The sequence below is a fragment of the Paraburkholderia sp. BL25I1N1 genome, from assembly GCF_003002025.1.
Taxonomy (GTDB): domain Bacteria; phylum Pseudomonadota; class Gammaproteobacteria; order Burkholderiales; family Burkholderiaceae; genus Paraburkholderia.
Map to the genome: position 1 here is coordinate 389683 of NZ_PVZB01000002.1, position 15429 is coordinate 405111.

Below are 15429 nucleotides of genomic sequence, written 5' to 3' on the forward strand. Positions count from 1 at the left end.
CCTGAGAGGTAAAGAGGCGCGCTAGTGAAGCGCCGGTGTCGCGCTATTTATTGCACGTCCCACCAGCGCGGCAGCAAGCGCCGCACTTCCGGCCGCCGATAGCGGTCGTCGATCAGATGCACGACACCCTGGTCCTGCTCCGTGCGAATCACGCGCCCAGCCGCCTGCACCACTTTCTGCAAGCCAGGGTACAGATACATGTAGTCGTAACCGTTGCCGAACCTCGTCTCCATCGTGCGACGCATCTGTTCGTTGATCTCGTTCATCTGCGGCAAACCTAGCGTGGCGATGAAGGCGCCGATCAATTGCTGGCCGACCAGGTCGACGCCTTCCGAAAACGCGCCGCCGAGCACTGCGAAGCCCACGCCCTGGTTCATGGTGCGAAAGCGCGCAAGAAACGCGTCGCGCGCAGTTTCGTCCATGCCGGGTTCCTGCGCCCAGACCGGCAAATCCGGATGCCGCTCGCGCATCAGCGCGACCACGCGCTGCAGATACTCGAAGCTGCTCAGAAAGCCCAGATAGTTGCCCGGCTGCGCGGCGTATTGCCTGGCGATCAGATCGACGATCGGCATGAGAGAACGCTCGCGGTCGCGCCAACGCGTCGATACGTTGCCGGCCACGCGCACCTGCAACTGCTCGGCGCGAAAGGGGCCTTCCACGTCGAGCCATTGGGTCTGTTCGGGCAGGCCCAGCGTGTCGCGATAGAAATGATGCGGGTTGAGCGTGCCGGAGAACATCACCGTGGTGCGCGCGGCCGCGTAGCGAGGCGCGAGAAACGGCGCGGGAATCACGTTGCGCACGCACAGCGTGGCATTCGTTTTGTCGCGCGGCGCGTAACGGTCTGTGGCGAGCGTGATATCGAAGATGGAATGCTCGCCGAACTGCTCGGCCAGCGCGACGAAATGCATCGCGTCAAAGAAAAAGCGCAGCGACGCTTCGTCGATGGAAAGCGGTGCTTCCGCCAGTTGATCGGTGACGGCGCCGATCAGATTCTGCGCGGCCGAGAGCAGTTTGCCGGGGACGTCGGCATAGACCTGATAGGTCTCGGTCTGCGCGCGCTTGACGGCGCTCCACTCGCGTTGCAACCGCTCGAGCGGCTTGCGCAAGGTGGCCGGCGCCGTCTTGCGCGCGAGCCGGAACGCCGCCTGATCGAGCGACGCGCTGTACATGCGCCGCGCGCGATCAAGCAGATTGTGCGCCTCGTCGACCAGCACGCCGACGCGCCACTGATTGATCTGCGTGAGCGCGTACAGCATCGCGCTGCTGTCGTAGTAGTAGTTGTAATCGCCGACCACCACGTCGGCCCAGCGCGCCAGTTCCTGCGCCAGATAGTACGGACAGACCTGGTTGGCGAGCGCCGCGTCGCGCACCGCCGCGCGGTCGAGGCGCGGACCGGCCAACGCCGCGCTTCGGGCCGCGTCGAGCCGGTCATAGAAGCCGCGCGCGAGCGGACAGGATTCGCCGTTGCAGGCTTTGTCGGGATGCTCGCAGGCTTTGTCGCGCGCGACCAGTTCGAGGGCTCTCAACGGCAGACGCGTGGCGCCTTGATGGAGGGTTTCGATCGCGTCCAATGCCAGCGCGCGGCCCGGCGTCTTGGCGGTCAGAAAGAATATCCGCTCGATCTGGTCCGAAGCGCACGCCTTGAGCAAGGGGAAAATCGTCGCGAGCGTTTTGCCGATTCCGGTCGGCGCCTGCGCCATCAAAGGCTTGCCGTCGCGCGCCGCGCGATACACCGACACCGCCAGCTCACGCTGCCCACTGCGAAACTGCCCATGCGGAAACTGCAGCGCGCCGAGCGCCGCGTTGCGCGCGGCCCGATGCGCCTCTTCCTGCACGGCCCAATCGAGAAAGCGCTCGCATTGTTCGACGAAGAAAATCTCCAGGTCGCGCGCGGTATGCGTTTGCGTCAGCAGCACCTCTTTCTGCGTGCCGATATCGAAGTACACCAACGCTACGGTCAGCTCCGTGAGCTCCCGCGTCCGGCACAGCAGATGACCGTAGACGAGCGCCTGCGCCCAGTGCAGCGTGCGGTGATTGGCCGGCATGCGTTCGAGATCGCCGCGATGGGTCTTGACCTCTTCCACGCGGTTCGCGACGGGATCGTAACCGTCGGCACGCCCGCGCACGGTCAGATTGCGGTGCGTGCCGGTCAGCGTGATCTCGGTTTCGTAGCCGCTCGCACGCCGGCCGGCGACGGTCACGTGGCCCGCCATGCCTTCTAGCGAGGTCGGCGCCGGCGTGAAGCGCAGATCCAGATCGCCGCGCCTCGCGGTGAACTCGCACATCGCCCGTACGGCGACCACGTAGGTCATGCGCGGGCCTCGGTGGTGGGGCTGATGACGGCTTTTGTGGCGGGCTTGGTGGTGACCTCGATAGTGGCCTTTGTCGCGGCCTCGGCAGCGGCCTCGATAGTGGCGTTGGTGGCAGCCTCTGAAGCGGCCTCAGAGACAGCTTCGATGGCGGCCTCGGCAGCGACTTCGGCGGCATCTTCCGCCGCGCCACCTTCGGCAACGACCTCTTCATCGGCCCAACGCACGTCGAGCACGCGCACCGGCATCCCGTGCTGCGCGCAATACGCGAGCCAGCGAATCTGGTTGTCCTGCAAGCGGTCGCCCGGGCCCTTCACTTCGATCAACTCATAGCGACGTTCGGCCGGCCAGAAGCGGATCAGGTCGGGCAAACCGGACCGATTGCCGCGCACGTCGCGCAGCAAGCGTTCGAACCACAGCTTCAGATGCGCGGCCGGCAGACAGTCGAGCGCCAATGCAACGAGTTCCGGCGTAAGCAGCCCCCAGAACACGAACGGCGATTGCAGCCCCGCCTTGCCATGCAGATGCCGCACAATCGTCTCGCGGTAGCCACCGCTATCGAGTTGGTCGAGACACGCGGCGAACTGCTCAGCGCGGCGCGCATGAAAATCCGGCGCGTGCAGATCGGCCGGACCGCGCTGGAACGGATGAAAAAATGCGCCGGGCAACGCCGCGAAAACCGGCTCCCAGCACAACAGCCCAAACAGCGAGTTGATCAGCGCGTTCTCGACGTAGTGCACCGGCGCGGTCTCGCATGTCAAGTGATCGCGGGCGACGTATTCGACCGGCATCGGCGCATCGGGTCGCGGCAGCACGAGCGTGCTGCGCTCGACCGGCCGAGCGGCAGACACACGCGCGACCGGTTCGCCGCGTTTGCGCTGCAAACGCGGCAGCATGCGCGCGACGCGTTGCGCCTCTTCTTCGCTCTCCGGCGCGGCGGCGGCTTGCGAGGCCAGCGCGAAAGCATCGTCGAAACGCTCGCTGCGTTCGAGCACGCGCATGCGCCGATGACGCGCGCCGGGCCACGCGCAACGCTCATAAACGGCGAGCGCCGCCGCCCAGTTCTGCCGACGCTCGCACAGGTGGCCGATGCGGAACAACAGTTTCGCGCGACGCGTTTCAAGCCAGGGGTTGGCCGTTTCAACGGAGGCGACAGTGGCGACGATCTCTTCGATTGCCGCCGCTTCCGCCTCGCCACCGGGTAACCATTCGAGCGCTTCACGGCACGCGTGCAACGCGAGATAGACGTCGACGTCCGCGCGCTTCTGAAACGCGCGCGACGACGGCGCGAACGCCACTTTCTCGTACTGGAAGACGCCGAGGTCGGCGAGCACGAACTCCGACCACTCCTGCTGCAAATTGCCGAAGAACATCAACCGCAAGCGTTCGCAAAGCGGCGCGATCGCCACGTGAAAAACGCGGTCCTCCGTTCGGCTATGCCATACCGAAAGCGGACGCGCAGTGGCGCCTTCCTCGTCGCTTTCGCTTGCAAAAAACGGGCGCAGTGTTTCCAGCAGATCCGGCTTGCGCAGGCTCCTTGCGCCCGGAATCATCGCGATGGCGTCTGAGAAAATCTCCATCAACTCGGCACGCGTGGTGAGTGCGAACAATTCGTCGAGCGTGAGTCCCGGTTCGGTGTTGACCCAGCCAAGCGCCGCGATCGGCGCCGCTGCCTGCAACGGGCAGCCGATTTCGTCGTAAGACAGGCGGCTCGCGCGGAACAGCGTGCCTTTGCGCATGAGCATGCGAACCAGTAGCGCGCGCGAAGACTGCGGCAGCGCGGCGAACTCGCGCAGAAACGCTTGCTCGTGCGCGTCGAACAGATCGTCGTAACGCTGCGCGAGCCACGCCAGGGCGCGCTCGAAGTTCAGCAGATAGTAGAGGGCGTAGGGAGAGACGGGTGTCGCCACGGCACTTTCATGAAACCTGTATGTTTATACAGTGATGATAGCAAACTCCGTGGGCAGCCCGGCCGCACGGCCTTGAGGCGACATCATGGCGCGGCTTGAACGTACCGCCATGCGAATCCGTCCGCGCGCCGCTTTACCCTCGCGCGCTCCGCAACGGCGACGAAGTATCGGAGATGCCGAAGTTCCATGTCAGCAGAGTGACAGGCTTATCGAACGGGATGCCGCATTGTGCCATTCGATGGTGCCGCCGCTACTGCATTTTCATTGCGCCGCCAGCCACACCACCGTCAACGAACGCACGCCTTGCGCGCCGCGAATCAGCACGCCTTCGATATCCGCCGTCGCCGACGGTCCGGTGACGAGCGCCGCATAGCGGGCGTCACGGAAATCGTCGCGCCGGTACACGTCCTGCAAGCCGTCGATCAGTTGCGCCGGGTCGAGCAGCACGACCAGATGCTGCACGATGTAGCCCAGCGCGTTGACCACGTACTCGCGCTCGCTGAACCACACCGAGCCGGTTTCGGCGACGCCGAAGCGCGCCCGCACCACGCCCACGTCGATATCCTGTAGCGATGCGGGTTCCGTGTCGGCGGTGAGCGGGCGCGTGCCCGACACTTCCGCGGTCGCCGAAGCCACCGACGCCTCAGCGCCGAAGCGCTCGCGAATCAGCCCGCTCACCTCGGCAGCAGACGTGGCTTCGACGCAGGTGCCGCCCATTGCCTGCAAGGCCGCCGTGAAGCGCGCGCGCAGATCGCCGCCCGCCTCGTCGAAGAGCGGCACTTCAGGCCGTGGCCGCGACGGTGGCTGTGCCTGCCGCACCTTGTCCAGAAAAGCCTCACGCGTTGCCATTGCCGTCTCCACGATTCTTCTTGTACCAGGCGTGGAAGGTCAGCTTTGGCGCCTCCGGCAACTCGCGTTGCTTGCCCCAGATATTCAGCGGGTTATACAGCACGAAATTCGGCAGCCGCCGCAGCGCGCTGCCCATGGACGACACCGTCGCGCGATACAAGGTCGGACTCGCCAGCAAACGCCCGGCCATTTTCAGGACTTCGTGCTTCACGAACGGCACTTCATGGCGTTCAGCGATCACCGTGCGCCATTTGTAGATCTGCTCGTGAATATTGATTTTCACCGGACACACATTGGTGCAACTGCCATTGAGCGTCGACGCAAACGGCAGCGCGCTATAGCGCTTCAGATCGAAAGTCGGATTGATGATCGCGCCGATCGGCCCCGAGTAGGTGCCGCCGTACGACAGCCCGCCGCTGCGCCGGTACACGGGACAGGTATTCATACATGCGCCGCAGCGAATGCATTTGAGCGAATACCAGAAGTCCACCATGGCGAGCCGCTCCGAGCGGCCGTGATCGACGAGAATGAAATGCATCTCCGTGCCCGGACGCGGCGCGCGGAAATGCGAGGTGTACTGCGTGATCGGCGAGCCGAGCGCGCTGCGCGACAACATGCGGATGAACACGCCGAGGTCGGACACTTTTGGAATTAGCTTCTCGATTCCAATCGACGCGATATGCAACGGCGGCACATTCGCCGACAGATCCGCATTGCCTTCGTTCGTACACACCACCACCGTGCCGGTCTCCGCCACCGCGAAATTGCAGCCGGTCATGCCGGCGGTTTTCTCGCGCACGAAGTACGGCCGCGTGTTCATGCGCTGGCTTTCCGCCAGGTAGTGAATGTCGCTGTTCTTCGGATCGGTGCCGATGGTGCGGCCGAACAGTTCGGCGACATCGGCGCGCAGCTTGTGCACGGCCGGCACCACCATATGGCTCGGATCCTGATGATCGAGTTGCTGGATGCGTTCGCCCAGATCCGTTTCCATCACCGTGATGCCGCGCGGTTCGAGGTACTCGCGCATCTTGCATTCGTCGGTGAGCATCGACTTGCTTTTGACGAGCGTGGTCATGCCGCGCTCCGACATGATCTGGTGCACGAGGGCGTTGTGCTCTTCAGCGGTGGCGGCCCAATGGACGGTCACGCCGTTGGCCTCGGCGGCCGCCGCGAACTGTTCGAGATACTGCGAGAGGTTCGAAAGCGTGTGTTCCTTGATACCCGACGCCAGTTCGCGCATCGTCTCCCATTCGGCAATGCCGCGCGCCTGCACGTCGCGCTTCTCGCGCAAATCCCATAGACGTTTGTCGTGAAACGCAACATGCTCTGTCTTGCCGATGAAAGCGCCTGCCGCTTTCGCGTGATCGATCCGGTTGCTCATGCGCGTGCTCCGTTGAGGACCTGCGCGATGTGGATGAAGCGCGCATCGGCTTTCATGCGTTCGGCGCAGCCTTGCTGATGCATGAGACACGACATGTCGCCCGAGACGATATATTCGGCGCCCGCGTTCAGATGATCGCGCACCTTGTCCTGCCCCATGCGCACCGACACCGGCTCTTCGGTGACGGAGAACGTGCCGCCGAAACCGCAGCATTCGTCGGGCCGCGCCGGCTTGACGAACTCGATGCCCTTCACGCCTTCGAGCAAGGTACGCGGCTTGGAAAACGGTGTACCCGCCACTTCCGAAATCGACGCTTCCTTCAGATGCCGCAACGCGCTGCAACTGTTGTGCAATCCGACGCGATGCGGAAACTCAGCCCACGGAAATTCACGCGCACCGACCACGTCGTGCAGAAACTCGACGAGTTCATAAGCGTTCGCGCGGACCTTCTTCACTTCGTCGGTTTGTTCGAGCGCGGTTAGATGCTCGCGCACGTGATGGATGCAACTCGCCGACGGCCCGACGATGTAGTCGTAACCGGCGAAGTTGCGCGCGAACACGCGCTCGGCGCCGGCGGCCTCTGCATGCGCGCCGCTGTTGGCCATCGGCTGGCCGCAGCAGGTTTGCTCCTGCGGATAGTCGACCTCGATGCCGAAGCGTTCGAGCAATTCGAGCGTGGCGATCCCCACTTCCGGATAGAACGCGTCGATGAAGCACGGGATGAACAGGGCGACTTTCATAGGCTCTTTGAAAGGAAAAGCAGCAGCCGGCGATTCACCTACTCTACTGCGGAATCGCGTTGGTGAACCAGCACGGCGCCGCGGCGGCGTTGAACGATTGTCAAGGATTTCGCCGCACTAGTCTGACTGGTAAGGTTGGTCTGACCAAGAATATAAGGAAGTCCAGAAAGCGTGTCAATGGCGCGATGGCGACGGATGACAGCTTGCGTCGCGCGAGTCGCAAACGCTACGCCCAGTTATCGAGACTTGTGACCAAACGGTCCGTTCGGGTCGCTATACGGGTTATGGTTTTTTCGCCTCATGTCCGAATGCGTTTCGGACAATCCCGCCTGTTCACGCAAAGGAGCAGGCACCCCCTTTCCAGGCTTCGCATCCGGCTTGATGTCCTCGAGACCTCGCGCCCACGCCTCCAGCATTCGCTTGCCGACATTCCTGAACTCGGGATACCGGTCCGCGTATGCGCTGACCAGCGGAAGCACTTTCTGCACCGCGCTTACCACCTGCTCGAGTGCTGCGTTCATATCCGTCGGCGAGAGACTCAGCCGCGCACCGCCGTATTCGAACAGCGCTTTACCGCAGCACCACAATTTTTTGCCTTTCAGCGACAACGCCGGTGCGTCATCCTGATAGCGAGGGTAAGCGGTGACAGTCACGATGTCGTACACGGGAGAAAGGCGAGCGTCCCGCTCATTCGTGTACGTCAACGCGTAGTTCTTCATGTGCGCGTCAGCGTTACGCAGCGCATAGTTCAGCAGCAACAGCAAGAACAGCTTGCGCTTGCTGTCTTTCCGGTGATCCACGCCGAGATACTGATTACAGAGCTTCGCAAGGTCTTCGACAGTGCCCTGGTATTTGCGTACAGGATCAAAGCCCTTCAATGCGCAAAAGTCTTCGACCCCGAGGCGCGTGCCATCCGCTTGCAGATCGAAACGCCGTATCGCGAGCACACGGCCGTCCTCTGAAAGGCGTGTTTCCGGAACATTCAGGTCCGTGTTCCTCGCGACCTCAAGGCAGAGGTATTCGTTGATGCTGAGCCCCGGCAGGTCGACCGGACCAGTTTTTAAAATGAACTCATCCGTCCAGACGGTCGCCTTCTCCTCACCGGAAGCCAGTGTTTTAGGCATGACCCCCGAAACACCCTCGCTAATGCCTGCCTCAAGGTGTTTGAGAAGGTTGTCTCTGGAGTCCGGACTCGCGAGAAGCGTTGCCATATCGAAGTTAGACCCCGCAGTGTCGAGCGGCGTCCCGTGCGGGACTGCTCTCACCCGCCCGATGGTATTGGCGCCCGTCAATGCGAGTAGCCCCATATCGCTCACGTCCGCGTGAGGACCGAGATGTTGACGAATGAGATCTTTCTTGAAGCCTTCCGGCAGATTCATCTGGAACGAAGGCATGATGCCCCCGGGCCAGGTGTAGGAGCCGTTTCGTACCGGCATGAGAAGCGAGACGACGTCGGCGGTCGGCGTACCGGGCAGATAGGTGAAGACGCCACTGTGCGCCTCTTCCGTCAGCGTCCCGACCAACGTGAAGTTGCAGTAGATATCGAGTACGCCCATGAGCTATCCGCGTTTTCCTGTGGCCCTGACGCTAACCTCGGAGCGCGGGAGCCGGACACGCCGCCGGGTTTCGTCGACGGAAACAGGAAGCGTTCGCTGTTCGGTCAGAACGTCGTCGAGCGTACGCCGATGGCCTATTGGACGAGCCAGAAGCTCGAGCCCCACTGCCTCGAAGAGACTCAGCAGCTTGACGGTGCCGAGTTCGGGAAGCAGTCCCGTCTCAAAGCGGCTAATCCGCGCGCGCGTGATGCCGCTTTGCTCGGCAACCTGCTGCTGAGTCTTGTTTGCGGCAATCCGCGCGAGGCGAAATGTTTCTCCAAGCTCGAAGAGGTCCATGTGCCACCTGCGATACGTTAAGTGCAGTCAAGGTGACATTGTATTCTAAGCGATACGTTATCGGCTAAAGATTATGTGTCGTATACTACACCTTAAGTCGCTTATATCTGTCAATGTGCTCTATATGACACATAAAGACGCCGTTGGACCACGCCGACCGCGGTGACGGCAATGCTGGTTTCCCTTTGCACTGACAGCAACTGCCCGGAGCTGAACACGTGGTCCTTCCGCAGATGAGTCGGTCATGCATCAGCAGGGAGGGAGTGCCCGAGCGTTTCACTTCGCGCGTTGATGGATCGCCGCGCCGGCCGAAGATGATTGAAGGGCGAAGACTAAAAGCAACAGATGCCGGCCAGTGGGCGCGCCCGCGCAATCACGAAACCACACTCGACGAAGGCTTCGCCGCATCTTCCTTGTACATCTCGCGCACGAAGGTCAGATGACGCTCGGCGGCCTTGCGCGCCTTTTGCGCGTCGCGTGCCATGACGGCGTCGTAAATGGCTTGATGCTGGCTCATCAACTGCTTTTCCATCGCGTCGTCGTAATCGATCAGCCGATGGTACTGGCGCATGCCCTCGCGAATCAGCGTATGGATGCCGTGCATCACGTGCGCGAGCGCGATGTTGTGCGTAGAGTCGGCGATCGCGAGGTGAAACGCGGCGTCCAGTTCCGCGAGATTGACGCGATCCTGAGACTGCGAGCCGGCCTTCAACGCCTCGAACGCGACGCTGATCTTTTTCAGGTCGGCGGCCGTGGCGCGCTCCGCGGCATACACCGTCGAAATCGATTCGAGCCCCTGGCGCAACTCCAGAATATCGGCACTGGTGCGCGGATTCTGCAGCAGCAGCTCGGCGAGTGGCTTGGAGATGATCGGCGCCGTGACATCGACGACCGTAAAACCGCCCCGCCCCGATGTCTCGATGTAGCCGTCCGCTTCAAGCCGAATCAGCGCTTCCCGCAACGACGGCCGCGACACGCCGAGCTGCGTCGCCAGATCGCGTTCAGCCGGCAAGCGGTCGCCGGGCATCAGCGTGCCGTCCGAGATCAGTTGCTTGATCTGGTCGGACACCACGTCGGACAGCCGTTTGCGCGTGAAGGCCTGGATCGGGAGAAATGGCATGGGCAGCGGTGAGTAAAGCCGGTTGAGCAAGCGGTTTTCAGGCCGTGGAGAGTGTCCAGGCACGATGCGTTGCGACGTTGCAGTCGCGCTTCGACGTTGCAGCGAATTATACCGTTCAACGGGACACGCCGAATCCGGCTGGCACGCGAGCCTGCCGGCGTTGCGAGTCGTCGGGAACCCGCTAGCGCGCACCCGCCGCGTAGAAAACCGCCAGATCGCGCCGGAGCGTGTGCAAGGCCGCGTCGTCGAGATAGATCATGTGACCGGTCGGATAGTATGCGATTCGCACATTGGCGCGCAGCGGCCCGTCCAGGCCCAGATGCGCGAGCGCATATTCGGTGGCGTAGAACGGCGTGGCCAGATCGAAATAGCCGTTCACCGACATCACGCGCAACTGCGGATTCTGCCGCATCGCTTCAGCCAGATCGCCGGCTGCATACGGCACGGGCAAACGCTCGCCCCACCATTCGCGATGCTTCCAGTCCCATTGCGTCAGCGCTTCGTCGTTGAAGACGCGGTAGCGGTCGGCCGGCGTGAAGTGCAGGTCCTGAGCGAAATGCTGATGCAACGCCGCGTCGAAAGCACTCGACACGCTGCTCACCGAGGCGTCGTAGTCGGGGCGATCCGACACGCTGTCGAAGTCGATGCCTTCAAAACGCGCATCGTAACGGCCGACACTGCGCGCCTGATCGCGCAGCAATTCACTGCGATAACGCGACGGATAGAGACGCAGGCGGCTGCGCTTCACATAAGCGATATCGAGGCCGGTGAATTGCGCGACGCGCGCGGCGATCGCGTCACGCTCGGCGTCGGGCAGCGCATCGCCTTGTGCAAGGGCTTGCGCATACGGCCCGCGGGCGAACGCGCGGGCTTCGTCGAGGAAAGCAGGCAGACTGGCCGGCTTCGGCACGATCTTGCCGTGATACCAGGCGATCGCCGCGAAGCTCGGCAGATAGCTTTCGCTTTTAAAATCCGAGCCCGCCGAAAACGCGGCCGAATCGAGCACCGACGACATCAGGATCACGCCATTAAGCGCGATATTGTTCTGCCCCAACTGATACGCGAGCATCGCGGCGCGCGCGGTCCCATACGATTCGCCGAGCAGATACTTCGGCGAATTCCAGCGCTGGTTCACCGTCAGATAGCGGTCGATGAATTGCGAGAACGCATCCACATCCTTGTCGACGCCCCAGAAGTCTTTGCCCGTGCCATGACCCACGACGCGCGACAAGCCCGCACCGACGGCGTCGATGAAGACGAGGTCGGTGCTATCGAGCAGGCTGTCGGGATTGTCGGCGAGCGTATAGGGTGCGGGCGGCGTGATATCCGGGCTCGCGGTACGCACCCGCTTCGGCCCGAATGAGCCGATCATCAGAAAGACGGTGCCGGCGCCCGGACCGCCGTTGAACAGAAACGTGACCGGCCGCGTCTGCGGCGTTTTGCTGGCGACAGTGTAGGCAATATAAAAAACGCTCGCGTTGGCCTGCCCCGTCTTGTCGCGCAACAGCAGGTTGCCGGCGGTGGCCGTGTAGTCGATCTTGCGGCCATCGAGCCGAATGGAATGCTGCGTGACCGATGCGGTTTCCGGCGGTATGGGAATCCCCGTCGGTTCCGCTTTCGCGTTGCGCTGCGCCGTGCTGCCAGACGCTTCGTTCTGCGCCGACGCGACCGCGCGTGGCTGCCGAGGCGCGCGTTTCGCCGCCGCATGCGAGTCCTGCTGCGGTTGGCCGTTCGGCTCCGCGCTCTGATTGGGCTGGCCGCTCACGAAGCGGGGCGCGTCCGGCTCCGATGCCTCGGTATCGGCGCTCGCTGCGGCTTCCGGCGAGTCGCCCGGTTCAGCCGCCGCGCACAGGGTGCTGAACATGGCGACTGCAGCAAGCACGAGCGCCGTCGCGACGAGCGCGGCCGCCATGGATCCCGCCATCAAGGATTGGCGCAACCAGAAGGTAAAGCGAAGGCCCATGAGTTTCCCGACGAGTGTCAATAGGCGCCGATGTCCGCAAGGTGCAGGCTTAAGACGAACTCGGCGCTCGATTTTTGACGCAAGCATTTACGGCGTCAATCGAAAACCGGCGAGAACACGCATTCCTCCCACGACGCATCGCCGCGTTACGCCAATCGAAAAGCAAACGAAACGTTGGCGAAAGACTCAACGACCGGGCAACGCGCCGACGAATGCAGCAATACGTTCGCACGCGTCGATCAGACGCGCTTCGTCGACGACGAAACCCAGCCGCACGAAACCATTCGCCGTCTCGCCGAACGCACTCGCGTCGAGCAGCGACACGCCTTGCGCGCGAAACAGCTGCCAGGTGAAGTCGACCGTATCGAGGCCCGTGCCGCTCACGTCGACCATCATGAACATGCCCGCCTCGGGCAACAGGCACCGCAAACCCGGCACGCGATGCAAACGCTCGAACACCACGTCGCGCCGGCGCCGGTAGATCTCGCGCATCTCGGCGGCGATCCGCGCCTTGTGCTGCACAGCCGTCAATGCGGCCTGCTGGATGAAGCCGGGCAAGCCGTAGAGCATGGCAAGCGCGAGCCGCCCCATGTGCTCGATCAGCTCCGTGGGCCCGATCGCCCAGCCCACGCGCCAACCGGCCATGGCATGCGATTTCGACAGACTGCCGAGCGTCACGGTGCGCTCGGCCATGCCGGGCAGCGCGGCGATGCTCACATGCTCGCGTTCGAACGTCAACTCGGCGTAGACCTCGTCGGAGAGCACCCATAGGTCGTGCCGGCACGCGAGCCGTGCGATACGTTCGAGATCGGCGCGTTGCATGACCACGCCGGTCGGGTTGCACGGCGTCGCGAAGAAGATGGCTTTGGTGCGTGAGGTAACAGCGGCTTCGAGCGCGTCGCAGTCGACATGAAACGCCCGCGCCGGATCCACAGGCACCGTCACGAGCGTGGCGCTGGCCGCGCGCACGCAAGCCTCGTAGGTCAGATACATGGGCTCGGGGACGATCACTTCGTCGCCCGCTTCCAGCAGACACAGCGACGCGGCAAACACGCCGTTCTGCGCCCCCGCGGTCAGGATCACATTGGCGGCGCTCGCGGCGCAGCCGGTCATGCGCGTGTGTTCCGCGGCGATCGCCGCGCGCACCGGCTCGCGGCCGGACACGGCGCTGTAGTGCGTATCGCCGCCGCGCAAGGCTTCGATGGCGCGCTCGACGATCGGCGCGGGCGTGGCGAAGTCGGGGTCGCCCACGCTCAGGACGATGACGTCTTCGCCTCTCGCCTCCGCCTGCTGCGCGACACGATGGATTTCCCACGCTGAGGTGCGCCGGCCTTGCAGGCGTTCGACCAGATTCGAATACTTCATTGACCGCACCCCGTTTCCCATGGACCCGCCAATGTAAAGGGGCGCGCGCGAAACGTCCAGATACGAAAAAGCGCCACGCGAACAAACAGTCCCGCGTGGCGCTCGGGCTTGCCCCCGATTCGCGGGCGACGCGTTTAGATTTGGCGGCGCAACTCCGCCGGCGGGACCTTCATCAGATGCCGGTATTTCGCCACGGTGCGGCGCGCCACCAGCACGCCCTGATCGGCGAGCATTCTGGCAAGCGTGACGTCCGACAGCGGATCGTGCGTGTTCTCCGCGGCGATCATTTCCTTGAGGAGCGCGCGCACGGCAGCGGCTGAACAGGTGCCGCCGCTTTCCGTGCCCAGTTCGCGCGGGAAGAAATGCTTGAACTCGAAAATACCGCGCGGCGTGGCCATGTACTTGTTGCCGGTGGCGCGCGAGATGGTGGATTCGTGCAGGCCGAGTTCGTCGGCGACATCGCGCAGCACCATCGGCTTGAGCGCGATTTCGCCGTACTGGAAGAAGGCCTTTTGATGCGCGACGATGCATTCGGCCACGCGCTGAATCGTATCGAAGCGCTGCTGCGCGTTACGGATCAGCCAGCGCGCTTCCTGCAATTGCTGCGCGAGCGGTGAACGGCTGGCGCCGGCCGACTGCGCGAACAATTCCGCATACATGCGATGGATGCGCGCCCGCGGCTGCACCGCCGGATTGATCGTTACGACCCACTTGTTGCGGACCTGACGCACGATCACGTCCGGCACCACGTAATTGTCTTCAGTGCGGCCGTAGCTGTTGCCCGGCTTCGGATCGAGCTTGCGCACCAGCGCGCAGGCCACGCGCAACTCTTCCGCGCTGCAGCCGATCTGCTTCTGCAGTTCAGCCTGCTCGCGACGCGCGAGCCGTTCAAGATGATGTTCGACGACTTGACGCGCCACGTCGCGCCCCGGCGTGTCGGCGGGCAACGCATTCACCTGCAGGGACAGGCATTCGGACAAGGAGCGTGCGCCCAGACCCGGACGATCGAGCGACTGGACGAGACGCAGCGCCACCAGCAATTCTTCTTCGGTCAGTTCCGGTTCGAGATCGACGCTGGCCGCGAGGTCCGACAGTTCCTGACGCAGATAACCGTCGTCGTCGAGCGCTTCGATGATAAAGCGGGCCACCGCGCGGTCGCGGTCGTCAAGTCGATAGAGGCGCAGCGAATCGTGCAACTGCTCACGCAAGGTCGGCTGCGAGCGGGCCCATTCGGCGGGGTCGCTGCTGTCCGAGTCGCCGTTCTGGCGCGTCGAACTGCGGCTGCTGTAGTCGCCGGAGAAGTCGCCGGGCATGTCATCCTGGCCCGCGCTTTCCAGCGTGTCGTTGGCGCCGGATTCAGACGGCAGTGCATCGGGCTCGGCGGTTGCGACCGCGTCGGTGGCGGGTAGCGCGCCGCCGTCTTCGCCGGAGGTCGCGGTTGCGAGCGCTACGTCTTCCGTTTCCGACGAGTCGTACTCGAGGAACGGATTGGTGTCGAGCGCGGTGCGCAACTCCTGCTGGAACTCTAGAGACGACAACTGCAACAGACGCACCGATTGCTGAAGACGCGGCGTGAGTGCGAGAGACTGCCTTGTGCGTAGTTCAATGGAAGGCATTGTAGTGAGGTCCCTTTGATAGCGAAAATGGGTGAGTAGCCCGTTTAAAGCAACTGTCGTACCAACTCCCGCAACGCACTGTTTTTTCTACGCTTTGTGTTTTCAGGCCCGCCAATTGCGCAGGCCGCCAGGCGCCTTTTTTACAAGCTCCCGGCAAATTGCGGTCCCTCCCGCCGACAGCCGCCATGCTTGGCGTCGATGCACTGCGGCATCGTATTCGTCAGCCTAAATACTTGTGCCGTAACGGCTTTCCCGCCATCCCAGGTTTCTGACGCCACGCCGGG

At 63.2% G+C, this 15429-nt stretch carries 11 protein-coding genes; all 11 read right to left on the bottom strand.

The features are described from left to right. Positions 1–47: 47 nt before the first annotated feature. The 11 genes from B0G73_RS04590 to B0G73_RS04640 all read right to left on the bottom strand — a co-directional run bounded on the left by B0G73_RS04590 (position 48) and on the right by B0G73_RS04640 (position 15145). Positions 48–2312 (bottom strand): ATP-dependent DNA helicase, encoded by a 2265-nt coding sequence (locus B0G73_RS04590; protein WP_106278294.1) that lies wholly within the window; start codon positions 2310–2312, stop codon positions 48–50. After that, the gene (locus tag B0G73_RS04595) at positions 2309–4219 is read right to left on the bottom strand and encodes a VRR-NUC domain-containing protein (RefSeq protein ID WP_106278296.1); all 1911 of its coding nucleotides are present in this window, start codon (positions 4217–4219) and stop codon (positions 2309–2311) included. The genes B0G73_RS04590 and B0G73_RS04595 overlap by 4 nt, the downstream gene beginning before the upstream one ends. Positions 4220–4480: 261 nt before the next feature. Next, positions 4481–5068, bottom strand: coding sequence for an LUD domain-containing protein (locus B0G73_RS04600; RefSeq protein ID WP_106278298.1), 588 nt, complete (start codon positions 5066–5068; stop codon positions 4481–4483). Then, the gene (locus B0G73_RS04605) at positions 5055–6449 is read right to left on the bottom strand and encodes a lactate utilization protein B (RefSeq protein WP_106278300.1); all 1395 of its coding nucleotides are present in this window, start codon (positions 6447–6449) and stop codon (positions 5055–5057) included. Before B0G73_RS04605 ends, B0G73_RS04600 begins: the two co-directional genes overlap by 14 nt. Further along, entirely contained in the window at positions 6446–7189 is a 744-nt protein-coding gene (locus tag B0G73_RS04610) for a (Fe-S)-binding protein (RefSeq protein WP_011492097.1), read from the bottom strand. The genes B0G73_RS04605 and B0G73_RS04610 overlap by 4 nt, the downstream gene beginning before the upstream one ends. A gap of 236 nt (positions 7190–7425) precedes the next feature. After that, the gene (locus B0G73_RS04615; RefSeq protein ID WP_106278301.1) at positions 7426–8745 is read right to left on the bottom strand and encodes a type II toxin-antitoxin system HipA family toxin; all 1320 of its coding nucleotides are present in this window, start codon (positions 8743–8745) and stop codon (positions 7426–7428) included. A 3-nt stretch (positions 8746–8748) separates the two neighbouring features. Continuing rightward, entirely contained in the window at positions 8749–9081 is a 333-nt protein-coding gene (locus tag B0G73_RS04620) for a helix-turn-helix transcriptional regulator (RefSeq protein ID WP_106278303.1), read from the bottom strand. A 373-nt stretch (positions 9082–9454) separates the two neighbouring features. Next, positions 9455–10201 (bottom strand): FadR/GntR family transcriptional regulator, encoded by a 747-nt coding sequence (locus B0G73_RS04625; RefSeq protein WP_106278305.1) that lies wholly within the window; start codon positions 10199–10201, stop codon positions 9455–9457. A gap of 181 nt (positions 10202–10382) precedes the next feature. Beyond that, positions 10383–12164, bottom strand: coding sequence for a S10 family peptidase (locus B0G73_RS04630; protein WP_106278307.1), 1782 nt, complete (start codon positions 12162–12164; stop codon positions 10383–10385). Between the two features lie 186 nt (positions 12165–12350). Beyond that, positions 12351–13529 (bottom strand): pyridoxal phosphate-dependent aminotransferase, encoded by a 1179-nt coding sequence (locus tag B0G73_RS04635; RefSeq protein WP_106278308.1) that lies wholly within the window; start codon positions 13527–13529, stop codon positions 12351–12353. A gap of 134 nt (positions 13530–13663) precedes the next feature. After that, complete coding sequence (locus B0G73_RS04640) at positions 13664–15145, bottom strand: RNA polymerase factor sigma-54 (protein WP_106278310.1); 1482 nt, start codon at positions 15143–15145, stop codon at positions 13664–13666. Positions 15146–15429 lie beyond the last annotated feature (284 nt).

Coding starts and splice junctions, on each gene's coding strand:
- B0G73_RS04590 (WP_106278294.1), bottom strand. CDS start 2,312: ATGACCTACGTGGTCGCCGTACGGGCGATGTGCGAGTTCACCGCGAGG.
- B0G73_RS04600 (WP_106278298.1), bottom strand. CDS start 5,068: ATGGCAACGCGTGAGGCTTTTCTGGACAAGGTGCGGCAGGCACAGCCA.
- B0G73_RS04605 (WP_106278300.1), bottom strand. CDS start 6,449: ATGAGCAACCGGATCGATCACGCGAAAGCGGCAGGCGCTTTCATCGGC.
- B0G73_RS04610 (WP_011492097.1), bottom strand. CDS start 7,189: ATGAAAGTCGCCCTGTTCATCCCGTGCTTCATCGACGCGTTCTATCCG.
- B0G73_RS04615 (WP_106278301.1), bottom strand. CDS start 8,745: ATGGGCGTACTCGATATCTACTGCAACTTCACGTTGGTCGGGACGCTG.
- B0G73_RS04620 (WP_106278303.1), bottom strand. CDS start 9,081: ATGGACCTCTTCGAGCTTGGAGAAACATTTCGCCTCGCGCGGATTGCC.
- B0G73_RS04625 (WP_106278305.1), bottom strand. CDS start 10,201: ATGCCATTTCTCCCGATCCAGGCCTTCACGCGCAAACGGCTGTCCGAC.
- B0G73_RS04630 (WP_106278307.1), bottom strand. CDS start 12,164: ATGGGCCTTCGCTTTACCTTCTGGTTGCGCCAATCCTTGATGGCGGGA.
- B0G73_RS04635 (WP_106278308.1), bottom strand. CDS start 13,529: ATGAAGTATTCGAATCTGGTCGAACGCCTGCAAGGCCGGCGCACCTCA.
- B0G73_RS04640 (WP_106278310.1), bottom strand. CDS start 15,145: ATGCCTTCCATTGAACTACGCACAAGGCAGTCTCTCGCACTCACGCCG.